This is a genomic window from Corynebacterium sp. BF-R-2 (assembly GCF_024586525.1).
Lineage (GTDB): Bacteria > Actinomycetota > Actinomycetes > Mycobacteriales > Mycobacteriaceae > Corynebacterium > Corynebacterium singulare.
On the sequence record NZ_JAMFTP010000004.1, the window covers coordinates 24,009 to 46,852 of the forward strand.

Consider the following 22,844-nt stretch of genomic DNA (forward strand, 5'->3'; position numbering starts at 1 on the left):
TGTGTAACGAATACATAACGCTTGGCAAGCCTTCTCTCATTATGAGTAGCTGCACAGGGCCGTTAGAATGTCCCCACGTGAGCACCCCTGTAACTGAAAACCAGCCGCGCACCTACGAGGTGCGCACTTTTGGCTGCCAGATGAACGTGCACGATTCCGAGCGCATTTCCGGCCTGCTTGAAGAAGCCGGCTACACGGCCGCGCCTGCCGACGTTGAGCCGGACCTCGTTGTCTTTAATACCTGCGCAGTACGAGAAAACGCCGACAAGCGTCTTTATGGCACTCTCGGCGCCCTCAAGAAGACCAAGGAAAACCACCCGGGGATGCAGATCGCCGTTGGTGGTTGCCTAGCACAGAAGGATAAAGACACCGTATTGGACCATGCCCCGTGGGTCGATGCCGTCTTCGGCACGCACAATATGGCGGCATTGCCTGCGTTGCTCGAGCGCGCTCGCCATAATGACGAAGCTCAGGTCGAAATTGTTGACTCGCTTGAAGCTTTCCCGTCCGTGCTCCCGGCGAAGCGCGAGTCCGCATACGCTGGCTGGGTGTCGGTCTCGGTGGGCTGCAACAACACGTGCACGTTCTGCATCGTTCCTTCCCTGCGCGGCAAGGAAGAAGACCGTCGGCCCGGTGACATCCTTGCGGAGGTTCAGGCTCTGGTGGACCAAGGCGTTTCTGAGGTCACGTTGCTGGGGCAGAACGTCAACGCCTATGGCGTGAACTTCGCTGACCCGGATATGCCGCGTGACCGTTTTGCCTTCTCTAAGCTGCTACGCGAGGTAGGCAAGATTGAAGGGCTGGAGCGCCTGCGCTTTACCTCCCCGCACCCGGCTGAGTTCACCTCAGATGTTATCGATGCGATGGCAGAGACTCCGTCCGTGTGCCCACAGCTGCACATGCCCCTGCAATCGGGTTCGGATAAGGTGCTCAAGGACATGCGCCGCTCCTACCGCACGAAGAAGTTCTTCGGCATCCTCGATGAGGTGCGCGAGAAAATGCCGCATGCGGCGATTACCACCGACATAATCGTGGGCTTCCCCGGTGAGACCGAGGAAGACTTCGAAGCCACGATGGACGTGGTGCGCCGCGCCCGGTTTGCCTCGGCATTCACGTTCCAGTATTCGCCTCGTCCGGGCACCCCTGCAGCGGAGATGGACAATCAGATCCCTAAGGAGATCGTCCAAGAGCGTTTTGAGCGTCTCGTGGCTCTGCAGGATTCTATCCAAGCAGAGGAAAATGCCACGCTGGTTGGCACAGACGTTGAACTTTTGGTTCAGGCAGAAGGTGGCCGCAAGAACGATGAAACCCACCGCATGTCTGGTCGCGCGCGCGATGGACGCCTCGTTCACTTTGCGCCTGTCGACGCCTCCGGGAAGGACATCTCCGCCGAAATCCGCCCTGGCGATGTTGTACACACTACGGTGACGGATTCGGGCTCCTTCTTCCTCGTTGCTGATTCTGGAGTGACCGAGCATCGTCGTACCAAGGCCGGGGATATGTCGGCCGCTGGTCAGACCCCGACTACAGCGCCGATTGGTGTGGGGCTGGGCCTGCCGGGCGTCGGCAAGCCAAGTGCGCCTGCTGGACCAGCGGATGCCTGTGGCTGCTAGCGAAGAGTAGGCTCCGAAGACATGAGTGATGATGTGACCACCGCACAGGATGCCATCGCAGCCGAGCGCCGCGCGGCCAAGACCATCGAACTGGGCGCACACCGCTATGCGCTGATTGCAGCGGTTGTCCTGTGGGTGGCCTATCTGTTACTTCCGTACGCCGGAGCGGCTCGCGGATGGGAAGCTTTGCTGATGGGAACAACAGCTGAGGGCGTGAAAATGTCCATCGTTGAGGCCATCAGCGCGTGGCTGGCGCTGGTGGGCATCGGTGTGTTCACCACCGCCACGGTTATGACGCGGCGTACCACGCTGGCGCTCGTAGCGTGGATGATGGTGACCATCTCTTTCTTCTCTAACCTGTGGGGCTTCTGGTACCGCGGCAGCGCGGCGGACGGGGCCTCCATCGGAATGTACGTAGGCGCGCTGGCGACGTTCGTGGCCTTCCTCGTCTACTGCCAAGTGGCCCTTCGTCGCAGTCCTGAGCAGCTTGCCGCGCAAGAGCGCGTGCGAGAGGCCTCCGGAAAACTCGATCAGATAGGAATCCTGCAGTCCGAGGCCGCCACAGATGTCCCTGCCGAGCAGAACCCGCTGCTCATCGATAATCGCCGTTCCCAGGCAGCCTCCCGCCATCGCCGTAGCCTTCACGAGCCCAAGGACTCCAACGACGTGGAATAATACGGGGAATGGTCGCTGATATCTCCGCGTTGTGGAGTGCATGGCTACACTTTTTGATTCCCTTGAGCTGGGAGCCTTGACCCTCCCTAACCGTGTGACGATGGCAGCGCTGACTCGCTCCCGCGCTGGGCGTGACGGTATTCCCACGCAGTTGCATGAGACCTACTACACGCAGCGAGCCTCGCTCGGTCTCATCGTCACCGAAGGTGTCTTTTCGGCAGTGAGCGGCCGTGCTTTCCCCGGCCAGCCAGGTATCGAAACCCCAGAGCAGAGTGCCGGTTGGCGTCGGGTTGCAGACTCCGTTCACAAGGCAGGTGGGCGTATCTTCATGCAGGTGATGAATGGCGGGCGCTTGTCCCACACGAGCCTTCTAGAGGGTGCTGAGCCGGTCGCGCCATCGGCGCTGGCATCTGGCACTGCGGTGCGCGACTTCGAATCTCGGAAGGAGTGCCCTGTGCCGTGAGCACTTGAGAGTGATGAGATTCCTCGCATCATCAATGAGTTCCGTCAAGGTGCACGTAACGCCATCGATGCTGGCCTCGACGGCGTGGAAATTCACGGTGCCAACGGGTACCTCCTTCACCAGTTCTTAGCCCCGAGCTCCAATCACCGCGATGACGCCTGTGGTGGTACACCAGAGAATCGATTTAGACTCGTCGAGGAAATTGTGCGAGCCGTGGCAGAGGAGATTGGGGCAGACCGAGTGGCGATTCGCCTGTCCCCGCAGAACAACATCCAAGGCATTGAGGAGATGGGCCCCGCTGACGTGCTTGCCACCTATGGCGGGCTTCTCGACGCCACCTCAGACCTTGGCCTTGCCTATGTTTCCTTCCTTCACGCGGATCCCACGGGTGAGCTGGTGAGCGAGCTGGTGACGCGTGCGCGCGCGAATGGGCGCACCCGCGTCTTCCTCAACTCTGGGTTCGGGCAGGTAACCCAGCACGAGGAAGCTGCGGAACTCATGCAGCACGGCGACGCTGTTGCTGTTGGCCGCCTCACCATTTCCAACCCTGACCTGGTACGCCGCTGGAAAGAAGAGCTACCAGTCACGGCGCCGGACGAGTCCACCTTTTACACGGGTGGTGAAAAAGGCTACACCGATTACCCGTTTTACAGGGTGAGCTCGTAGGCGCTGCTGGCCGAGATAGCGTGGGCGCCCAGCCGTGCATAGAGCGCGTTCATGGCGGGATCAGCATCCGCGACGGAGCAATAAGCACGGCGCACCATGGGCCAATGCTCGGCCACTGCATACTGGGCATGCTGCTTGGCCTTGGTAGCAAGTCCTTGTCGGCGATGCTCGCGGTCCGTTACCGTCAACGTCCACTCGCAGACCTCAGGGTCGGCATCACCGTGCCGTGAGAGTTCGGTAAGCGCAACGACACGTCCGTTGTCAATGATCCCGACCAGCAACGTATGTGCGCCCCGGGAGCGCAGTCGTGCGTGTGCTTCAGCGAGGCGCTGTCGCGTCCAGACAATGGGCTCCACACTCAAGTCGCCGAAAATGGCGTCGGTGGAGGCAAGGGTGAGCAGACGAAGGACATCATCGAGCATCTCGTCTGGGATGTCATAATCAGCCCACACCTGGGCCCCAAGAACCGGGGGAGTAGGACTGATGTCGACGTACATCTGGTGCTCTGCGTGCTTCTGCTTAAACCCGAGCTCGAGGTAGGCCTGCGACATCGGGTCATAGGTATAGTCCGCATCCGGTGGATAGAGCATGCCCACCTGGACGGTGCTGCGCCCCAGATGGCGGGTTAAGAGAAGGGCTTCCTTGGCCAGCGCCCGAGTTACTTCGAGGGCCTCGGGCTCAAGATCTTCACCGGGCATGGGTAAAAGGTCAGCAGCGAGAACGCACTCGATGTCGGCGTTTTCCGTCTCTTCCAATAGTGGGAGAGAGATGTGGATAAAACCATCGAAATCAATTTCCGGGCTAGGCTCGGCCGCCGAAATGACAGGAAGGCCGAGTTCACCGGCCTCTCCGAGAGCGGAGTCGGTCAAGCCAAAGAGCAGTGTGCGGGACTCTGTTGAGCCTTGCAGACGCTGAAGAACTCGGCGCGGTGAACCACTAGCGGCAGGGTCGCCGCTGGCTTCTTGTGCAGCGAGGTTGGCATCAAAGACGAAGCTGCGAAGGCAATCTGCCGGCTCAGCGGTGGCCGAGCCCGGCGGGGCGACAATCTGGACAAACACCTCAGTGTGGAGCTGCGAAACGTTCTACTTGTCGTTCACAGCAGCCGCGGCTGCGTCCGCGAACTCCTGCCACTGCGAGGCCTGGGCGCGCAGATCTTCAGCCTTCTTGGCGTTGCCCTTGGCCTCCGCGGCCTCTGCCTGGGCGTTGAGGTCATCTACCTTGGACTGGAACTGTGCCACACGTGCCTGGGCTTCTGGGTCGGTACGGCGCCACTCGGATTCTTCGGCATCGCTTACGCGCTTCTCCAGTGCAGAAATCTTTGCCTCGTACTCGCGAACCTGATTGCGCGGTACGAATCCAATTTCCTCCCACTTCTCCTGCAGCTCGCGCAGTTTGGCTTTGGCAGCGTCGATGGACTTGGAGGGGTCAATCTGGGCGTCATACTCCGCAATGAGTGCGTCCTTGGCAGCGGCATTCTCAGCGAACTGCTTATCGCGCTCGTCATTGACCGCATTGCGGGCGTTGAAGAAGTGATCCTGGGCGGCACGGAACTTCGCCCACAGCTTGTCGTCCACCTCACGCGGGGCACGGCCGGCGGCCTTCCACTCCGTCATGAGATCGCGGTACGCGCGGGCGGTTTCTCCCCAGTTGGTGGAGTCCTTAATGGCTTCGGCGCGCTCGACCAGCTCTTCCTTCTTTGCACGGGCAGCAGCGCGGTTGCGATCCAGCTCGGCAAAGTGGGAACCACGACGGCGGTTAAAAGAATCACGGGCGCGGGAGTAGCGCTTCCACAGGGCATCATCGGTCTGGCGGTCGATGCCGCGGATCTGCTTCCACTCCTCCAGGATGGCGCGGATACGGTCACCGGCGGCCTTCCACTCGGTGGAGTTCGCAGCTATCTCCTCCGCTTCAGCGGCCAGCTTTTCCTTCTTCGCAATCGCTTCCTCGCGGCGGCGGGCCTTGTCTGCCTGAGCTTGCTCACCGGCCTCAACGGAGTGCTCGATGACCGCTGCTAGGCGCGTGTCAAGAGCAGCGATATCGCCGATGACGGCTTGCGTAGGAAGAGATTCGCGCAGCTCTGCCGCGGTGGTTTTGATGGAGGAAGCATCGCCCGGGTGAGCCTTAAGGCGGGATTCGAGCAGTTCGATCTCGGTAGAAAGATCGTCATAACGTGCTCCGTAGTGTGCCAAGCCCTCTTCTGGGGTGCCGGCCTGCCATTCACCAATTTTGCGTTCGCCTTCTGGGGCGTTGACAAAGACCGAACCATCAGCATCGACGCGGCCCCACTGTGCGGGGTCATTCTTCAGGGGCTGAGCGGGGCGTGCCGCTGGTGCAGAGGGCTTAGGGCCGGGACGGGCGCCCTTGCGGGGCATTGCTCCAGGAGTAGGGATAGCGGACATGGTAGGAAACCACCTTCGGTACAATCGCGCCGCGCGACACGGCTGCCAGAACTTATGTCACACAACACTACCGTTTGAGCCGTGCAGCCGCGTGTTAACCCCAAACTTTTGACCTTATAAGATGGGGAATGATGCAGAATCTCATGATTATGCCGGCTTCACCGGCGCTAGCGGAAGAACTCTCACCGAGCGACGATGCCTCCCGAGCACTCCTCAGGGCGGCATGCGAGCTAGTCCGTGACGCCGCACGCGTTATCACCGGCGGGTCCGTGCCACTTCAGGTGGACATCGTAGGCTCACAGGATGCGCGTTGGCGCACGGAGCTCACCGGTAGCCTGCAGGCTTGGGGCGCCCCGCAGGTCACGGTGGGCGGCGGCAACTATCTCCCTGAGCTGATGGCTCGCTATGTGCTCACCGCGGCAGTAGGAGCCGAGGGCTTTGAAGTCACAGATTCTCGAGCCGACATTGAGGACATTGAGGAAGGGCGACTTACCGTGGTGTGTGTCGATGGCTCTGCAGGGCTCACCGACCGCGCTCCTCTCGCACTGGTGGACGGTGCCCGTGATGCTCACCTGTGGTGTGAGTCAGTGTTGTCAGGGGCGGATAGCCACTGTGATGAGGAGAAGCTGCACGACGCCGGAGTTCTCGAAACGTCGTTGTGGGCGCAACTAGCTACCGTGCATCCGCATTATGCGGAGCTGCGGGCAGCCGATTCCACCCTGGGGGTAGGTCGTTATGTGGCGGGGTGGCAACGCTGATGACAACGTCGACGCGTACCCCCATTGCGGTGGTGGGACCCACCGCTTCTGGAAAGTCAGCGCTGGGCGTGGCTTTGGCCCACGAGCTGGACGGAGAGGTGGTCAATGTTGATTCCATGCAGCTCTACCGAGGGATGGATATCGGAACCGCGAAGCTGACCTTGGAGGAGCGCGAGGGAATTCCACACCACCAGCTAGATGTCTGGGATGTGACCGAGACAGCTTCGGTCGCCCGATATCAGGCCTCTGCTATTGCTGATGTCGAGGACATCCTCGCACGCGGCAAGACCCCCATCCTTGTGGGTGGATCCATGCTCTACGTTCAGTCGCTGGTCGATGATTGGCACTTCCCGCCCACGGACCCAGAGGTGCGCGCTCGCATCGAAGCACGCCGCCGCGACATTGGGACGGATGCTTTGCATGCCGAACTCGCCGAGGTCGATCCCGCCGCCGCAGACATCATCGAGGACAAGGACCCTCGCCGCACCGTTCGAGCGTTAGAAGTCATCGAGCTCACCGGCAAGCCATTCAAAGCCAGCCAGCCTCCCAAAGATGCACCGCCGCGCTGGGGTACGCGCATCCTGGGCCTACGCACCGAAGCAAGCTGGCTCAACCCTCGCATTGAATTGCGCACCCGACGGATGTTTGACAAAGGCCTCGTGGAGGAAGTGGAACGGCTGCAAACACAGGGCCTTATCGCGGACTCTACCGCTGGGCGCGCCATCGGCTACGCCCAAGTGCTCCAAGCCCAGCGCGGAGAGCTCACGTGGGAGGAAGCCGTGGAGCGCACCATCACCGGCACACGGCGTTATGTGCGCCGCCAACGCGCCTGGTTCAACCGGGATAAGCGCATCTCATGGTTGGATGCGCTGGGTGATACGCGGGACGAGGCCTTGCGCGTCCTCGCGAGCCGTTAGACTCTTAAAGCATGAACTTTGCCAAGGGACACGGAACCGAAAACGACTTCGTCATTGTTGAGGGAACCCAGCCGCTTTCGGCGGAAAAGGTGCGGGCACTGTGTGATCGCCGTGCCGGCATCGGCGGTGACGGCGTTTTGCGCGTCATCCGTGCGGGAGAGCTGCTCGCAGCCGGTGAAATTGAAGAACTCGCGCCGGGAATCGATGACCAGGACTGGTTTATGGACTACCGCAACGCCGATGGCTCGGTAGCGGAGATGTGCGGTAACGGAACGCGCGTCTTCGCCCACTGGGTACGCTCCCGCGGATTGGTCGGGGAGGACACCTTCACCGTAGGAACCCGCGCTGGGGCGAAGCAGGTCACTGTGCATTCGTGCACGGAGGCCGAGGCGGACGTGAGCGTGGAGATGGGCCCGGCAACGGTGACGGGAGTGTCCACCGCATCGATGGCGGGGGAGAGCTTCGCCGGACTAGGCGTGGACATGGGAAATCCCCACTTGGCCGCAGTGCTTCCGGGCCTGAGTCCAGAGGCGTTGGCGGAGAAGACACTGGAGCAACCGGTCATTGATACTGAATTTTTTCCAGCAGGTGTCAATGTCGAACTCGTGACGCCCCTGCAGGACGGTGTCATCCACATGCGCGTGTTCGAGCGCGGTGTGGGGGAGACCCGCTCCTGCGGTACCGGTACGGTGGCGGCGGCATGCGCCGCGCTTGCCGATGCCTCCCATGCCACCGGCTCCGTGCGCGTCATTGTTCCTGGTGGCGAGGTGACGGTTGATATCACTGAGGAAGGCTCGACACTCACTGGCCCGTCGCGCATCGTGGCCACCGGCGAGACCACGCTGTAGTGGCTGAGGCGGGCTCAGCGTGAACGAAGCTTGGCGCTTATTTGTAGTCTGTGCCTAATGCCAGTGCGGCGCGGCGCGCGGACAGCCAGCATTCCTTGAGTTCGGCTGCACGCTCATCTGCAACCTTGAGCAAAGACTCCAACTCGCCCGTTTCGATGTCCGGGGCGTTGACTCGGGCATTGAGGCGACGAAGGAACCGCTGCGCGCCGTGCATCTCATAGTGGAAGGCTTCGATGGATGGGTTGGTACAGTCAACGTCGACAAGCGCAGGGCGGTGTAGCGTGCGATCCGCCAGCGCATCAGAATCCTCACTCGTTGCGAACGTGGTGTAGTCCTCGATGACGTCGGTGATGTCCTCTACCGTCAGCGCAATTGATGCGCGCAGGGCGGCGTGTTCGGAAGCATTCGGGCGGGAATCTGCAAAGAGCCACAGCGCTCCGCAGACGAGAACAGCGAGGATAACTCCCTGCAGCTTCAGCGTCACTACCAGCACCACGGCCGTGACCGCGGCGAGGAGCAGGGCGAACCCACGACGCTGAGATGCAGAAAAGTTCATAGTTTCAACTTTACGGCAAAAGCCCTAGAGATGAACCCTCTAGAGTTGAGCCTTAGTGACCGCCGCAGCCGCAGCCGCCGGACCCACAGCCACAACCGCCTTCACCACCGCAGCCGCCAGTCGGCATGGCGATAGACGCTGTGAGCATGGCCGTGCCGGCCAGGACAGAATCCTTGTCCGGCAGTTCTCCGAAGCTTTCCGGAAGGCACAGGTCGAAGGGGAAAACACCATCCATGACAAGGTGCATGAAGCGCTGTCCCGTGAGCTGGTTGTGGCGCCACTCAGACTCCATAACGCGGGCAGCAAACGTGCAACCAGGGGTAGGAGCCGCAGCACCAGATCCGGAGGCGACGATCTGAGCACCTTCCGACTCGAAGGTAGCGGGGAAGGAGCCTTTCTCCGCTTCATAGGCTTCGGTGCTGTCAAAGCGAGCGACATCGAGGCCCAGGGCGGTGAGTTCCACTTGTTGCCACTGCTGCGTGTCTTCGTCGACAAGCAGCGGACCCTGTGCCAAGTTTGCCGTAGCCTGCGCCACAACAGTGCCAAAGGGATCGATAATGTCGAGATAAGCTAGGACGTCATTGATCATGGATACGTGGGCGAAACCCTGGGTCACGGACTCAAAACCAATGAAGGTGGCAAAAGGCTCGACCGCCAAGATGTTGATCTGTGCGCCGGAGGCATCCGCAAACTGGATGAGCTGTCCACCCCGTACCTCGCCGGTCACCGCCAGTTGGTTGGTGGAAATCGCTGCCTCAACGGCGTCCTGCCAGCGTTCATAGTTGAGGCCGATGGCCCGCATTTCTGGATGGGTCTTGTGGTTGACGGTCATGGCCACCATTGTATCCCCAGTCAATGGGAGGCAACAATGGCCCCAGGCACCTCCTGTCACCGGATCGAAAGGACCGCAATTCCCGCATTACGGCCCCGACGTGGAAGAATAGGGAACATATGACGAAACAGACGCATGATGAACTCCTCGCGCAGGCCTTCGGAGAGCCTGCTCCTTCTTCGCAGGACCCGACGACGGGTGATTTGGATCTTGCCGAGCGCAACGCCTTCCGCCGTGTGACGCGGGATACCACCATCCGTGCCGAGGACACCACTGACGGATATGAGGTGGAGTATCGAAAGCTCCGATTGGAGCGAGTGATCCTCGTCGGCGTGTGGACCGAGGGAACCGTGGCCGAAGTAGAGGCCACGATGGCGGAGCTTGCCGCGCTGACGGAAACTGCTGGCGCCGAAGTCGTTGAGGCGTTGTACCAGAAGAGAGAGAAGCCAGACCCCGGTACCTACATTGGTTCAGGCAAGGCCGCGGAGCTCAAGGACATCGTCGCCGCCACAGGCGCGGATACCGTGGTGTGCGATGGTGAGCTCACCCCCGGCCAGCTCTCTGCCCTTGAACGTGCGCTCAACACCAAGGTCATTGACCGCACCATGCTCATTCTGGACATCTTTGCGCAGCACGCAAAGTCCAAGGAGGGTAAAGCCCAGGTTTCACTGGCACAGCTGGAGTACCTCTACACGCACACGCGTGGTTGGGGCGGCAACCTCTCGCGTCAGGCAGGTGGTCGTGCGGGGTCCAACGGCGGAGTCGGCCTGCGTGGTCCTGGTGAGACAAAGATTGAGACGGATCGTCGCCGCATCCGTACCCAGATGGCGTTGTTGCGCAAGGAACTGAAGGCGATGAAGACCGCACGTGAGGTTAAGCGCTCGAAGCGTCAGCGCTCCACCGTGCCGCAGATTGCGATCGCCGGCTACACCAATGCCGGAAAATCCTCGCTCATCAACGCGATGACCGGTGCTGGCGTGCTCGTGGAGGATGCCTTGTTCGCCACGCTTGATCCGACCACTCGCCGCGCCGAGCTTGCCGACGGCCGCCAGGTCGTCTTCACCGACACCGTCGGCTTCGTGCGTCACCTTCCCACGCAGTTGGTGGAGGCTTTCAAGTCCACCCTTGAGGAGGTGCTCGCGGCTGACCTTATGCTGCACGTGGTCGACGGTTCTGATCCGTTCCCGCTCAAGCAGATTGAAGCGGTGAACAACGTCATCTACGACATCGTGAAGGAGACGGGCGAGGAAGCCCCACCGGAAATCATCGTCATCAACAAGATCGATCAGGCCGATCCCCTCGTGCTGGCGGAGCTGCGCCATGTCCTCGACCGCGACAATGTTGTCTACGTTTCGGCGAAAACGGGCGAGGGAGTGGATGAGCTCACCGCACGCGTGGAGCTTTTCCTCAATTCCCGCGATGAGCACGTGCAGCTGCTCATTCCGTTTACCCGCGGGGACGTGGTGGCACGTCTCCACGCGGAAGGTACCGTGCGCAGCGAGGAGTACTCGGGGGAGGGCACGCTTGTCGACGTTCGCTTGCCCGCCTCCGTCGCCGCCGAACTAGCTGAGTTCCGAGTGGAGGATTCACAGGCCTAGTCTCGCTTAGGTTTCCGTGCTCTGGTGGGCCATAATGAGAGCTCGTGAGTAACTTTGGCTGGGACGTCCACGGAGACGGAAAAACTATTAAGCCGGGTGCAGTTGTTGCACCCGAGGAACGATTGAGTTGGGGCCGCACCATCGGCATCGGCATGCAGCACGTGGTGGCCATGTTTGGCGCTACGCTGCTTGTGCCTACCCTGACCGGATTCCCGGTTAACACGACACTGCTTTTCTCTGGTCTGGGAACGATTCTGTTCCTCGTGATGACGCGCAACCGCCTGCCCTCCTATCTGGGCTCGTCCTTTGCATTCATCGCCCCACTAGCTGCCTCTCAGCAGTATGGCATTGGTGCACAGGCCGGCTCGGTCCTGGTGACGGGTCTGGTGCTGGTCGCTATCGGATTCGGAGTAAAGGCGGCGGGCCGTCAGGTTCTGGACGCGGTCATGCCGCCTGCAGTAACCGGCGCCATCGTGGCGCTCATCGGATTGAACCTGGCGCCGAACGCTGCCTCCAATTTCTCCAGCCAGCCGCTCGTGGCGACCGTAACCTTGGCGGTCATTATCCTGGCGACGGTAGCTGGGCGCGGCATGGTCTCGCGTCTGTCCATCCTCATTGGTGTCGTCGTGGGCTGGGCTTTTGCTGCGATAACGGGCAACCTCGGTGAGGGCGCTGTGGAGTCGATTCGCCAGGCAGCCTGGATTGGCTTCCCACAGTTCCATGCCCCAGAGTTCCACCTGTCTGCGATTCTGGCGGCGCTTCCGGTGCTGGTCGTCCTCATTGCGGAAAACGTCGGCCACGTGAAGGCAGTCTCCGAGATGACCAAGCGTGACCTCGATGACCTCGCCGGTGATGCTCTCATTGCTGACGGACTAGCGACCTCCCTGGCCGGTGGCTTTGGTGGCTCCGGTACCACGACGTATGCCGAAAACATCGGTGTGATGGCCGCGACCCGAGTCTATTCCACGGCTGCTTACTGGGTTGCTGCCATCACCGCTATTGCGCTGGCCTTCATCCCAAAGTTCGGTGCTCTCATCTTTACCATTCCTACGGGCGTGCTGGGTGGTGCGTGCCTGGTACTCTACGGCCTCATCGGCATGCTGGGCGTGCGCATCTGGATGGACAACAAGGTGAACTTCAACAACCCAGTCAACCTAACGGCCGCCGCCGTGGCTCTCATCGCCGGCATTGGCAACCTGACGCTGGACATCTTTGGCGTGACGCTCGAGGGAATCGCCTGGGGCTCGGTGGGCATCATCGTGCTCTACCCAGTTATGAAGCACCTCTACGACCAAGTCGGGGAAGGGCAGAACGCGAAGAATTAAGGGCGCCGTACTTGGGTAATTGTCACTCACGATAAACGTGTTCGTGCAATTGCCGATAATGTTTTGGTGCTCGGGTAGCGTATGCCCTTTAACAAGATAGGAGTTGTGGTGGTTGCAATAGTTTGGAATAAAATCTCTTATCGATACTCGAAATATGGGCCATATATTCTGCGGGATGCCGCGCTGTCGTTGTCCCGGCCTGGCATCTACGAAGTCCGGGGCCCATCGGGAAGCGGTAAATCCACGGTTCTGGATCTGTTAGCCGGTCTGCGCGCACCCAGTGAAGGAAGGGTAACCATCGACGGTAAACGGTTCGGAAAGGGCGCGGCCAAGAAGCTAACCTCGTGGCGAGCCACGCACGTCGGGTACGCACCACAGGCACCGACCCTCCTGCCTAGCCTCAGCTGCCGGGAGAACCTCGAGCTTGCAGTTCACGTCGCCGGACGGGGCCTCGACGCCCACGGCAGGGAAGAGCTGCTTGGCACGTTGGGCATGCAGCCTTTCACAGAAGCCCTGCCGGCGGAGCTATCCGGGGGTCAACGCCAGCGCGTTGCGGTGGCCCAGGCACTAGCTTCCCAACCGGACCTGGTGCTCATGGATGAGCCCGTCAGCGCGCTTGATGGAGCGAATGTCACCGTGGTCGAGGACTTGTTGCGCCAGTCGGCGAAGCGGGGAGCGATAGTGGTCTATTGCTCCCACCGCGAGCTTTTCGACGGGCAGGCAGAAACGCTGCTGCAGATGGGGGCATAGCTCATGAAGACCATGACTCCCACCGCCGCCTACCGGAGAGAGCTGTCGGTGACGGCGCGCCCCTTCATCGGGGGAATCGTACTGGCTGCGGTAGTAATCGGCACGCTCGTCGGCACCATCCTTTACGTCGCATTTTCGACTGGCGGAAGCAGCGACTTCAAGGCCGGCGTGACGAATATGAGCCTGATTGCGATCATCCCGGCATTCGCCGGGGTCCGGTTGGCGCATCAGAATTTTATCGCTGACCACCGAAATACCGTGCAAGCGCTGAGGATTCTTGGCATAGGCAGGGCGTTTTTCACTAGGCACCTGCTCCTGCAAGGGGCGTGCCTGGCGCTTCTAGCAAGCATTTCGGCGGTCGTGTTGGGACGGTTGTTGGCGACGCCGCTTTTCAAGGTGATTCTGCTAGGGCTCAACAAGCAACTGCCAGATCACTGGGGCTCGCCCATTGACGTTGCCTGGTCGTCACTGCTGGTCTTAGTCCCCCTGTACCTCCTCGGCGTGGGGATTCTCAACGTCGACAAGGTGCTGGCCAAAACCGGGGATCGGGGAGCGGCAACAGTAGGTAAGTCCAAATCCTTGGTGGGGCTGGTTGGCCTAGTGCTCGCAGTGGTCAATATTGCCGCGGGTATCTGGTGTATGGTGACGACTCCGCCAGGGCCTGTCGTGTTGATATTCGTCTTCACCTTGCCGTTCCTCGCTGTCACACTTGCCGGCCCCTTCGCCCGGGCGCTAGCTCGCTGGGCAGCCGCAGCGCTCAAAAAGGTGAGCGGATGGTCGGCACCCGCGCTAGGCATCCGCTCCTCCGAAACCGTCGGGACGACCTCGAGGGTGGGGCTTGCTACCGCGCTCGTAGCCATTCCGCTGGCAGGCTTCACAGGTGCACAGACCTCGTTATGGGCGGCAAATTACGTAGGCTCCCAGAATTTCCAAACGGTCCCAGTCGTCGTTGGCCAAGATTTTCGCCTACTGGAAGCGCAGGAAGCAGACGGTGTATGTGAGGAGATCGGCGACGACTGCCGTGGGGTCGTCTACTGGCAGCCTTCGGACTTCGAATCCGCGGGGGAGACCTCCGTACCGATGGAGAAGGCGAATGACTATTCTCTGGCCGGATCGAATGACCACGTGATAGGGCAGCTACTCTCGCCGGCGGCGCCGGTGAAAGCTCACAGCCCCTTCTACCCAGACTTCATGGTGCCGTTCTCCGGTATTTCTAGCGAGTCTCCGGTCAAACCGGAATGGGGGCTTCCCGTGGTCGCAGAATCGGCTAGCGCACCGGATCATCTCCGAGTGGAGTCCGCGCAGGATTGGGTACGGCATGTGGATATGGATAGCCAGATCATGTACGGGCCCCACGGCGACGGAACCGCCGGCTTCGTCCCCACCGCGGCCTACACTCTGCTGGCGATCTGCCTGGTCCTCGCGGTCTCTGTGATGGGCAAGCGGGCCAATTTGCATGCGTTCTTCTCACCACTGCGTCTTCTGGGCCGTACCCAAGGCGCGATCCAGCAAGCAGAGTTCTGGGCAATCCTCTTTCCGTACTGTGTTGCCATGCTGACAGCGCTCCTAGTGGGCATCTGGTACACGGTCGCCGTCCATGTCGCAGTCTCGGCGTACCCAGGGGCGCTGCTGCCTTACCTTCCCCCAGGGCTATGGGTGCTCTTTGTCCTCGTCTTCTTAGGTACGAGTGCGACTGCCTTCTTGCCAACTCCAGACAAGGACGAGCGTGGCGCAGATGCGCCCTAGACACTGGCGTGCCGGCGCCTAAAGATGCAAAAATCCCGCCGCGTGGACGGGATTTTTTGCTAATTACTGCAGATTACGGGCCGCAGCTTTAGGACCTTCTATTCGGCGTCCAAATCCTGCTCGATGAGGCCAGCAATCTTCTCAACGGCGTCCTCGTTCTCTGAGGTCACGGTGACTTCGTCGCCCTGCTCGGCGCCTAGCGCCATGATCATGAGCGAGGAAGCGGCATCGGTCTCATCCTCGTCCTCATCACCGACGAGGTTCAGGAAGATGTCCTCATCGAACTCCGCAGCAGCGTCAGCGATGATGGAGGCAGGACGTGCGTGCAGTCCAACGGAGGAACCAACCTTAACGGTCTTAGAAGCCATAGTGATAGTCCTTTCGACTTAAAGAATTTTCGTAATGACAAGTGTACGCGGGTTCCGAACTGGACGTCCGGAATTACGCGGCAGCCGCAGCTGATTCAGCCTTGGCAGCAGCCTCTTCAGCCGTCTTATTGGGCCAGAACTGTTTCATGGCAATGACAGCGATCGCGGCCACCGCCACGCCAGCGAGGATGGCTACGAAGTAAGCCCATGCAGGCTCGATGGCGAAGATAACGAAGATGCCGCCGTGCGGAGCGCGGGACATGACACCCAGCGCCATCGACAGTGCTCCGGTGACCGCACCGCCAAGCATCATGGACGGGATGACGCGAAGCGGGTCGGCCGCAGCGAACGGGATAGCGCCTTCGGAGACGAAGGACAGGCCCAGCAGCCACGCGGACTTGCCGTTCTCCTGTTCCGCCGGGGTGAAGAGGTTCTTACGCGCGAACGTAGCGATAGACAGTGCGATGGGGGCGACCATACCGGAGGCCATGACGGCGGCCATGATCTTCATGGAAGCCTCGTCACCAGTGGACAGGCCCGCGGTGGCAAAGAGGTAAGCGGCCTTGTTGACTGGGCCGCCTAGGTCAGAGCACATCATGAGACCGAGGATGATGCCCAGCAGAACAGCAGAAGAGCCAGACATGGAAGCCAGCCAATTCTGCAGACCGTTCATGATAGCGGCCAACGGGGCACCGAGCAGCAGGAACATGAGCAGGCCAGTAATCATAGTGGCAAGCAACGGAATGATGACGACAGGCATGAGGGAGCCAATCCAGCGCGGCACCTTCCAGTTTCCAATCCACATGGCAACGAAGCCCGCAATGAGACCGGTGACGAGGCCGCCGATGAAGCCCGCACCCACAGTGACAGCAATGGCGCCGCCAGCGAAGCCCGGCGCGATGCCAGGGCGGCCTGCCAGTGCGAAGGAAATAAAGCCGGAGAGAGCTGCGACAATGAAGCCCATCGCCGCTTGGCCAATGGCGAAGAGTACCGCGCCGAGGTAAAGGCCAAGGCCCGAGTACTTGAAGGTCATCGTTGCGCCGTCGACCACTACGTCATGGCCTGGCAGGTTCGTCAGGGAGTATTCGGTGGTAATAGCCTGCCAGCCGTTGGCTACGTCGTAGCCGCCAAGCAAGAATCCCAGCGCCAACAGAAGGCCGCCAGCTGCGACAAACGGCACCATGTAGGACACGCCGGTCATGATGGCTTGCTGGATGCGCTTGCCCCAGCTCAGCCCTTCGCCTTCTTCTGCTGAGTCGGAGTGCTCGGTGCGTGCGGTACCCGCGACTTTTCGGGCATGCGGGTTGGTGGAGGCGGTGATGGCCTCATCAATCATGACGCCTGGTTCGTTGATGGCGCGCTTGACGCCAGATTCAATGACTGGCTTGCCTGCGAACCGCTCGCGGTCGCGGACACCAACGTCGGTAGCGAAGATGACGGCGTCGGCAGCCGCGATGGTGTCGGCGGAGACAGCAGTGTTATTGGAGGAGCCCTGAGTTTCGACAGTTAGCTCGACGTCATCGCGTTCCTCGGCGGTCTGTGTCAGGGCATCGGCAGCCATGTATGTGTGTGCGATGCCGGTTGGGCAGGCGGTGACGGCGACGATGCGTGTCTTTGTTGCATCTGAGGCACTCTGCGCGGGGCGAGATTCCGAGGCGGGAACAGCGGTGCCGGCAGAAGCTGCTCCTGCTGCAACCGCAGTAGTTGGAGCGGTGTCGGTGGTCTTTTTCTTAGGCTTTTCGGCGTTGACGACGTCCAGGACCAGTGTCACAATCTCGTCCGTGGTCTTTGCGGTGCGCAGCGACTCAAGAAAGTCCTTCTTAACGAGTGCTCGGGCGAGTTTGGACAGAATTTTAAGGTGTGCCTTGCCACCGCCTTCGGGAGCCGCGATGAGAAAGACCAGTTGTGCGTCGCCATCGGGCCCCGAGAAGTCCACGCCGCGGGAGAGTCGGGCGAAAGCTAAGGTGGGTTCGCTGACTGCCGCTGAACGGCAGTGCGGGATAGCTACGCCGCCGGGGGCACCAGTACCAGCTTTTGCCTCACGGGCGATGGCGGGTGCTGCGAGTTCGTCGACAGAGCTTGCTCGTCCGGTCTTGTGGACCAGCGTGGCGAGGTTGGTAATGACGGATTCGATGCTGTCACCGAAGTCAGCGTCGAGAGCGACGAGGTCGGTGGTGATGAGATCGGATGCCATGTGGGTGCACTCCTAACAGGTGCTAGTGGGCGGGGACTGCACTGACTGCAGTGCCTTCGATATCAAGTTCTTCGGGGGTGGGGAGTTGTGTTCCGGGAAGGCCGGCGGCTGCGGAGCCGTAGGCCACAGCGCTACGCAAGGCGTCTGCGCTCGAGGCGCCGCGACGGCGAGCCAGGATGTATCCGGACAGGGAAGAATCACCTGCGCCTACGGTGGACTTCACGGTCACTGGCGGGGGAGTAGCGGCCCAGGCTTCATCTTCGGTGACCAAAACCGCGCCGGCGCTGCCTAGCGTGACTAGGACCTCGGAGATGCCGCGCTTGACGACGTCCCTCGCGGCCTTCACAACGTCTTCAAAGTCACCGTTCTCAGCGGATACCTCTAGGGCTTGGCCGTCGACACCAGCGAGCTGCCCCAGCTCAAGACCGTTGGGCTTGATGAGATCGGGGGCGGCAGTATCGAGGTTTTCACCGAGCGCGACCATAGGGGCGTCGGACGTATCGACGGCGATGTGGAGCTGGGGGTTGGCCTCGCGGGCGACGGTAATGAGGTGTGTGTACCAATCAGCAGGAACGCCCTTGGGCAAGGACCCAGCCATGACGAGCCACTCGGCACGAGGCGCGTACTCGGCGAGCGCTGCGGCGATAGCTTTCTGATCTCCTTCGCTGAGCGTGGGTCCGGGGCCGTTGAGTTTGGTCGTTCGGCCACCAGGCTCCGTCAACGTGGTGTTGGTTCGCACAGCACCGTCAATCTCCACCGCGTGGACGGGGATGGAGTCTGCCGCAGTGAGTGCGAGGAAGTGATCACCTGGAGCTGCCGGCAGGAGAGCTAGGCTGTCGGCGCCTGCTTTCGTCACCGCATGGGTGACGTTGACGCCTTTTCCACCGGCTACGTGGGTAACCGACGCGGCTCGGTGGACTGAGCCGGGCTGTACCGCTTCCTTGAGCGTAATGGTGGCGTCGATGCTGGGGTTCGGGGTCAAAGTAAGGATCATTCTGGAGAGTCGTCCCCTTTCGCGGCGTGCGCATATTGAGAGCCACCAGTCATCGTGGCGTACCTGCCACATTGAGGTAGTCTCGGCCATTGGACAGTGAATGTTGTTTCATTTCCGATTGTTGCCCGATTGTGTCTGGTTGTCAATAGGATCACTCTGGTTTTCATTGAATTTTTGGGCAACATGTGGTGTTCTGGGTTAAGGAAAAATCGTCTCCGTTAAGGATTTGTGTCATGGAAAACGCATCCCCATCCACCATCAAAGGAACCGGAGTTGTTGCCGGTGTTGCTTATGCCGAAGCGGTGTGGGTTCGTCCCCGCCCAGAGCTACCTACTGCCGGAGAAACCATCGCGGAGGAAAACCGCGATGCAGAATACGACCGTTTCCTCGAAGCCGTCGATATCGTCGCCAGCCGCTTAGAACAGCGCGCTGCTGGTGCTGATGGCCAGGCTGCGGAGGTGTTGACAGCCACCGCTGGAATGGTGAAGGACCGTGGCTGGCATAAGGCGGTCCGTAAGGGTATTCGCGGTGGTAAAAATGCTGAATACGCGACTGTTGGTGCAACGGACAAATTCGTCACCATGTTTGAGGCCGCTGGCGGTATTATGGCGGAACGCACCACGGACCTAAAGGACGTGCGAGACCGAGTTATTTCGCAGCTTCGTGGGGAGCAGGAACCGGGTCTTCCCATGGTCGACGGTGAAGCGGTTCTGCTCGCTGATGACCTAGCCCCCGCAGATACCGCTACCCTCGACACCTCCCACATCAAGGCACTGGTGACTGAGCTCGGTGGCCCGACTAGCCACACTGCGATTATCGCCCGCCAACTGGACATCCCATGCATCGTGGCGGTTGGAGCGGAATTGCGCACGATTGACGCCGGTACGCAGGTCTTCGTTGATGGTTCCGTGGGCACGGTGTCCCTCGGTGCAGACCGTGAGAGCTCGCTCAAGGCCGTTGAGGAGTACCGTGAGAAGGCAGCCCGTGTTGCCGAGTGGCGTGGCCCGGCACAGACCAAGGACGGTCACCGCGTGCAGCTGCTGGCCAACGTGGCTGATGGCAACGCTGCGCGTATTGCCTCGGATTCCCAAGCGGAAGGCATTGGACTTTACCGTACGGAGTTGTCCTTCCTTTCTGCGAGCGAGGAACCTACCGTTGATGAACAGGCACGTATCTACGGCAAGGTGTTTAACTCGTTCCCCAGCGCCAAGGTGGTCGTTCGCACACTCGATGCTGGATCGGATAAGCCGATTTCTTACGCCACCCTGGACTCCGAAGAGAACCCTGCGTTGGGCGTGCGAGGTTTGCGAGTCGCGCGCGACAATGAGGCACTGTTGACCCGCCAGCTCGATGCCATCGCGCAGGCGGCCGCTCAACGTGATGAGGATTCCACCACGTGGGTCATGGCCCCGATGTTGGCCACTGCGGTTGAGGCAAAATGGTTTGCGGGATTGTGCCGTGAGCGTGGCCTGACCGCCGGTGCCATGATTGAGGTTCCCGCTGCCGCACTGATGGCAGACACCATCATGCCGCACCTCGATTTCGTTTCTATTGGCACCAACGATCTCACTCAGTACACGATGGCTGCTGACCGCCTGTCCCCGCAGCTGGCCTACCTGACGGATCCGTGGCAGCCTGCAGTTCTGCGCCTCATTCAGCACACCTGTGTGGTTGGCCGCGATAACAACGTTCCGGTCGGCGTGTGTGGTGAGGCAGCTGCTGATCCAATGCTGGCGTGCGTACTAACCGGCCTTGGGGTGATCTCGTTGTCCGCAGCGTCGACTGCAGTTGCTGGAGTGGGCGCACAACTGGCTGAACTTACTTTTGAGCAGTGTGAAAAGATGGCGGAAGCTGCTGTCAATGCAGAGAGCCCATCTGAGGCCCGTTCTGCAGTTATTGCGCTGCTTGAGGAGTTTTAAAGACCCCTTCATGCCTTAACGAAAACCACCCCTGACACCTCAATCCTATGAGGGGTCAGGGGTGATTGTTCTTTTAAGTAGAGCCAGAGACCTCAGCCGGGAACTAATGTTCGGGGGCGATGATGACGTCGATGCCATGCTCCTTGAGCGCCTCGACAAATGTCTCTGGAGCTGCAGAGTCGGTGATGACAACATCAATGTCGTCGAGAGAAGCGAAGCTGACTAGGTAATCGTTACCCAACTTCGACGAATCGCACAGAACGACTACGCGATGGGCATTGGTAACGAAAGCGGACTTGATGGCAGCTTCTTGCGAATCTGCAGTAGATAGACCGTGGTCAACGGTCAAGGCGTTGGTGCCGATGAAGGCGACGTCGGCGCGCATCAGCGCCATTGTTCGCAGTGCCGTATCGCCCACAACCGCTTGGGTAATAGCGCGAACGGTGCCACCCAACAACTGGACATCGGATACACCATTGTTAGCTAAAGAGAGGGCGATTGGCAGACTATTCGACACGATGTTGAACTGGCCTGCTGAATAGCGCTGGCCGATTAGGTCGGCGAGGGCATTAGTCGTTGTACCCGCGTCGAGGAAGATACTTCCTCCGTCTGGAAGCTGATCCAGGGCGGCACGGGCAATAGCCATCTTCGCTCCAGTTGCAGAACGCTGACGGGTATCTAGGGTGAACTCGGCGGTTTGGAAAGATTGGGAGGCGACAGCGCCGCCGTGAACTCTGTGGACAACTCCCTCACGGTCGAGGACGGCAAGATCACGGCGAATAGTTTCGGCAGTGACGTCGAAGCGTTCGGACAATTCAGTGACGTTAACCCGGCCTTCCACGGCGGTTAGCGAGGCAATCTGACGGCGACGTTCTTCTGCGTACATAGTTCCTCCCTTTGAGGGGCTCCATGGGGACGGTCGCTGCGCCGGACTGTGCTCGGAGAAAGTCTCGAAGCGGCGAGCGAACGAAGCAACGAATGTTGTGGCGATGTCTCCATTCTCGCATTAAGTGCGGGCAAAGCGGAACTAAACAAATCAAAACACATAGAATGCCATAAGATTCATCTCCAAGTCTTGCGTTGGCCTGCACATTTGGGATTCTGTGATTTAGCACGCTGATTGGGTGCAGATCGGGCACATACACACACAAGGGGGTGGAAAAAGAAAAACTCCCCGCTCGATTCGCCCGCACCGTGTGGAGTGTGGAGGGGAGATTGAGCAGGGAAAGAGGCGCTAGATGCGACGTGGGGCGGGGACTGTCTAAAGCTTGCGGAAGACTGAGACGACTTTACCCATGATTTCGGCCTCGTCACCCTTGATCGGGGAGTAAGCCTCATTGTGCGGAAGCAGCCACACGCCGGAGGAATCGCGGTGGAACTCCTTGACCGTGGCTTCCTCTCCCTCAAGGAGTGCTGCAACGAATTCGCCCTCCTCAGCGACTGATTGCGAACGAATGATGACCCAGTCGCCATTAAGGATGCCCGCGTCCTGCATGGAATCACCGACGACTTGCAGCATATAGAGCTCACCATTGCCAACGATGTCATCGGGCATAGGAAAATAGGTGTCAATATTCTCTTCGGCGGTGATGGGGGAGCCCGCTGCGATGCGACCGACAACCGGGATATAAGTCGGTGCGGATGCCTCTTCCGGAATGTCACCAGTGACGGCTTCAACAGTTTCCTTGGATGAGCCGGTTTTGCGGCCTGGTTTCTTAGAATCATCGGCACTAGGGAAGTGGCGAACGTCTACGGCGCGCGGCTTGTTAGGGTCACGGCGCAAAAAGCCCTTTTCCTCGAGCTGTTTTAGCTGGTATGCCACTGAAGAGGTGGACTGAAGTCCAGTGGCGTCACCAATTTCACGAATGCTTGGCGGGTATCCGCGCAGCATTACGGCATCGTGGATGACCTCGAGAATGCGTCGTTGGCGTGGAGATAGAGATTCGAGAGTGGGCTGGTCGTTCTTTTTGGGTTTACGGGCCATGTCAACTCCTAGGAAGGCTTGGAGGGTGGTCGGGGAAATGCGTTCTATTGGGTGATGTATCTGGGGCAGATTGTGTTGTCGCCTGGTTCCTTTGTATCACGTAAAGAAAAAATGTTCGAGAGTCGGCGCGCAGATGTGGACAAACTTTCGAGGAGGTGTTATAAATCGAACATACGCATCAATTCGAACTATTTAGCGATGGAAGTGTTCGATGGTGTCGGAGTGCTTTTCTACACTTC

Annotated in this window: 19 protein-coding genes and 1 pseudogene; 11 read left to right on the forward strand and 9 right to left on the reverse strand. The window is 60.1% G+C overall.

From position 1 onward, the window contains the following. The first annotated feature begins 41 nt into the window (after positions 1-41). The 3 genes and pseudogenes from miaB to M5J09_RS03420 all read left to right on the forward strand — a co-directional run bounded on the left by miaB (position 42) and on the right by M5J09_RS03420 (position 3,417). Positions 42-1,613, forward strand: coding sequence for a tRNA (N6-isopentenyl adenosine(37)-C2)-methylthiotransferase MiaB (miaB, locus tag M5J09_RS03410; protein WP_144790184.1), 1,572 nt, complete (start codon positions 42-44; stop codon positions 1,611-1,613). A gap of 21 nt (positions 1,614-1,634) precedes the next feature. Beyond that, positions 1,635-2,288 (forward strand): hypothetical protein, encoded by a 654-nt coding sequence (locus tag M5J09_RS03415; protein ID WP_070535658.1) that lies wholly within the window; start codon positions 1,635-1,637, stop codon positions 2,286-2,288. A gap of 40 nt (positions 2,289-2,328) precedes the next feature. After that, positions 2,329-3,417 (forward strand): annotated as a pseudogene (locus M5J09_RS03420) (alkene reductase). Here M5J09_RS03420 and M5J09_RS03425 read toward each other — a convergent pair. Together M5J09_RS03425 and M5J09_RS03430 are read right to left on the reverse strand one after the other, a co-directional pair. After that, the gene (locus M5J09_RS03425) at positions 3,399-4,475 is read right to left on the reverse strand and encodes a GNAT family N-acetyltransferase (RefSeq protein WP_070535657.1); all 1,077 of its coding nucleotides are present in this window, start codon (positions 4,473-4,475) and stop codon (positions 3,399-3,401) included. The pseudogene M5J09_RS03420 and the gene M5J09_RS03425 overlap by 19 nt on opposite strands. 24 nt (positions 4,476-4,499) lie before the next feature. Continuing rightward, positions 4,500-5,816, reverse strand: a complete 1,317-nt coding sequence (locus tag M5J09_RS03430) for a DUF349 domain-containing protein (RefSeq protein ID WP_070535654.1) — start codon at positions 5,814-5,816, stop codon at positions 4,500-4,502. A 131-nt stretch (positions 5,817-5,947) separates the two neighbouring features. Between M5J09_RS03430 and M5J09_RS03435 the strand changes: the two genes are divergently transcribed. Genes M5J09_RS03435 through dapF form a run of 3 tightly spaced genes read left to right on the forward strand, consistent with a single transcriptional unit; the run spans position 5,948 to position 8,339 of the window. Further along, entirely contained in the window at positions 5,948-6,574 is a 627-nt protein-coding gene (locus tag M5J09_RS03435; RefSeq protein WP_042533298.1) for a hypothetical protein, read from the forward strand. Then, positions 6,574-7,491: a tRNA (adenosine(37)-N6)-dimethylallyltransferase MiaA gene (miaA, locus tag M5J09_RS03440; protein ID WP_070535651.1), complete on the forward strand. Its 918-nt coding sequence runs from the start codon at positions 6,574-6,576 to the stop codon at positions 7,489-7,491. Before M5J09_RS03435 ends, miaA begins: the two co-directional genes overlap by 1 nt. Before the next feature lie 11 nt (positions 7,492-7,502). Next, on the forward strand, positions 7,503-8,339 hold the full coding sequence (dapF, locus tag M5J09_RS03445) for a diaminopimelate epimerase (protein WP_042531232.1): 837 nt from the start codon (positions 7,503-7,505) through the stop codon (positions 8,337-8,339). A gap of 37 nt (positions 8,340-8,376) precedes the next feature. On the opposite strand, the gene M5J09_RS03450 is transcribed toward dapF, so the two are convergent. Further along, entirely contained in the window at positions 8,377-8,895 is a 519-nt protein-coding gene (locus tag M5J09_RS03450) for a hypothetical protein (protein ID WP_042531230.1), read from the reverse strand. A gap of 52 nt (positions 8,896-8,947) precedes the next feature. Beyond that, complete coding sequence (locus M5J09_RS03455) at positions 8,948-9,736, reverse strand: hypothetical protein (RefSeq protein WP_257157051.1); 789 nt, start codon at positions 9,734-9,736, stop codon at positions 8,948-8,950. Between the two features lie 110 nt (positions 9,737-9,846). Here M5J09_RS03455 and hflX point away from each other — a divergent pair, with 110 nt between their 5' ends. The 4 genes from hflX (at position 9,847) to M5J09_RS03475 (ending at position 15,146) form a co-directional block, all read left to right on the forward strand. Continuing rightward, positions 9,847-11,325 carry a GTPase HflX gene (gene hflX, locus M5J09_RS03460; RefSeq protein WP_257156964.1) on the forward strand — a complete coding sequence of 493 codons (1,479 nt, stop codon included), beginning with the start codon at positions 9,847-9,849 and terminating at the stop codon, positions 11,323-11,325. Positions 11,326-11,369: 44 nt separating this feature from the next. After that, on the forward strand, positions 11,370-12,650 hold the full coding sequence (locus M5J09_RS03465) for a uracil-xanthine permease family protein (RefSeq protein WP_257156965.1): 1,281 nt from the start codon (positions 11,370-11,372) through the stop codon (positions 12,648-12,650). A gap of 108 nt (positions 12,651-12,758) precedes the next feature. Next, positions 12,759-13,400 carry an ATP-binding cassette domain-containing protein gene (locus tag M5J09_RS03470; RefSeq protein WP_257156966.1) on the forward strand — a complete coding sequence of 214 codons (642 nt, stop codon included), beginning with the start codon at positions 12,759-12,761 and terminating at the stop codon, positions 13,398-13,400. A 3-nt stretch (positions 13,401-13,403) separates the two neighbouring features. Continuing rightward, positions 13,404-15,146 carry an FtsX-like permease family protein gene (locus M5J09_RS03475; RefSeq protein WP_257156967.1) on the forward strand — a complete coding sequence of 581 codons (1,743 nt, stop codon included), beginning with the start codon at positions 13,404-13,406 and terminating at the stop codon, positions 15,144-15,146. 98 nt (positions 15,147-15,244) lie between these two features. Here M5J09_RS03475 and M5J09_RS03480 read toward each other — a convergent pair whose 3' ends face one another. From M5J09_RS03480 to pfkB, 3 genes are all read right to left on the reverse strand, one after another. Then, positions 15,245-15,514 carry an HPr family phosphocarrier protein gene (locus M5J09_RS03480; protein ID WP_239178749.1) on the reverse strand — a complete coding sequence of 90 codons (270 nt, stop codon included), beginning with the start codon at positions 15,512-15,514 and terminating at the stop codon, positions 15,245-15,247. A gap of 73 nt (positions 15,515-15,587) precedes the next feature. Next, on the reverse strand, positions 15,588-17,708 hold the full coding sequence (locus tag M5J09_RS03485; RefSeq protein ID WP_257156968.1) for a fructose-specific PTS transporter subunit EIIC: 2,121 nt from the start codon (positions 17,706-17,708) through the stop codon (positions 15,588-15,590). A 22-nt stretch (positions 17,709-17,730) separates the two neighbouring features. Continuing rightward, positions 17,731-18,702 carry a 1-phosphofructokinase gene (gene pfkB / locus M5J09_RS03490; protein WP_257156969.1) on the reverse strand — a complete coding sequence of 324 codons (972 nt, stop codon included), beginning with the start codon at positions 18,700-18,702 and terminating at the stop codon, positions 17,731-17,733. A 233-nt stretch (positions 18,703-18,935) separates the two neighbouring features. Between pfkB and ptsP the strand changes: the two genes are divergently transcribed. After that, on the forward strand, positions 18,936-20,621 hold the full coding sequence (gene ptsP / locus M5J09_RS03495; protein WP_257156970.1) for a phosphoenolpyruvate--protein phosphotransferase: 1,686 nt from the start codon (positions 18,936-18,938) through the stop codon (positions 20,619-20,621). Between the two features lie 103 nt (positions 20,622-20,724). Here ptsP and M5J09_RS03500 read toward each other — a convergent pair whose 3' ends face one another. Both M5J09_RS03500 and lexA read right to left on the reverse strand, forming a co-directional pair. Continuing rightward, complete coding sequence (locus M5J09_RS03500; protein ID WP_042531214.1) at positions 20,725-21,507, reverse strand: DeoR/GlpR family DNA-binding transcription regulator; 783 nt, start codon at positions 21,505-21,507, stop codon at positions 20,725-20,727. Positions 21,508-21,882: 375 nt separating this feature from the next. Continuing rightward, on the reverse strand, positions 21,883-22,605 hold the full coding sequence (gene lexA / locus M5J09_RS03505; protein ID WP_257156971.1) for a transcriptional repressor LexA: 723 nt from the start codon (positions 22,603-22,605) through the stop codon (positions 21,883-21,885). Positions 22,606-22,844 lie beyond the last annotated feature (239 nt).

Excerpts from the sequence above, each read along its gene's own strand:
- pfkB (WP_257156969.1), bottom strand. The coding sequence starts at position 18,702 with ATGATCCTTACTTTGACCCCGAACCCCAGCATCGACGCCACCATTACG.
- M5J09_RS03450 (WP_042531230.1), bottom strand. The coding sequence starts at position 8,895 with ATGAACTTTTCTGCATCTCAGCGTCGTGGGTTCGCCCTGCTCCTCGCC.
- hflX (WP_257156964.1), top strand. The coding sequence starts at position 9,847 with ATGACGAAACAGACGCATGATGAACTCCTCGCGCAGGCCTTCGGAGAG.
- lexA (WP_257156971.1), bottom strand. The coding sequence starts at position 22,605 with ATGGCCCGTAAACCCAAAAAGAACGACCAGCCCACTCTCGAATCTCTA.
- M5J09_RS03475 (WP_257156967.1), top strand. The coding sequence starts at position 13,404 with ATGAAGACCATGACTCCCACCGCCGCCTACCGGAGAGAGCTGTCGGTG.
- M5J09_RS03415 (WP_070535658.1), top strand. The coding sequence starts at position 1,635 with ATGAGTGATGATGTGACCACCGCACAGGATGCCATCGCAGCCGAGCGC.
- dapF (WP_042531232.1), top strand. The coding sequence starts at position 7,503 with ATGAACTTTGCCAAGGGACACGGAACCGAAAACGACTTCGTCATTGTT.
- M5J09_RS03455 (WP_257157051.1), bottom strand. The coding sequence starts at position 9,736 with ATGGTGGCCATGACCGTCAACCACAAGACCCATCCAGAAATGCGGGCC.
- miaA (WP_070535651.1), top strand. The coding sequence starts at position 6,574 with ATGACAACGTCGACGCGTACCCCCATTGCGGTGGTGGGACCCACCGCT.
- miaB (WP_144790184.1), top strand. The coding sequence starts at position 42 with ATGAGTAGCTGCACAGGGCCGTTAGAATGTCCCCACGTGAGCACCCCT.
- ptsP (WP_257156970.1), top strand. The coding sequence starts at position 18,936 with ATGGAAAACGCATCCCCATCCACCATCAAAGGAACCGGAGTTGTTGCC.
- M5J09_RS03435 (WP_042533298.1), top strand. The coding sequence starts at position 5,948 with ATGCAGAATCTCATGATTATGCCGGCTTCACCGGCGCTAGCGGAAGAA.
- M5J09_RS03500 (WP_042531214.1), bottom strand. The coding sequence starts at position 21,507 with ATGTACGCAGAAGAACGTCGCCGTCAGATTGCCTCGCTAACCGCCGTG.
- M5J09_RS03480 (WP_239178749.1), bottom strand. The coding sequence starts at position 15,514 with ATGGCTTCTAAGACCGTTAAGGTTGGTTCCTCCGTTGGACTGCACGCA.
- M5J09_RS03430 (WP_070535654.1), bottom strand. The coding sequence starts at position 5,816 with ATGTCCGCTATCCCTACTCCTGGAGCAATGCCCCGCAAGGGCGCCCGT.
- M5J09_RS03485 (WP_257156968.1), bottom strand. The coding sequence starts at position 17,708 with ATGGCATCCGATCTCATCACCACCGACCTCGTCGCTCTCGACGCTGAC.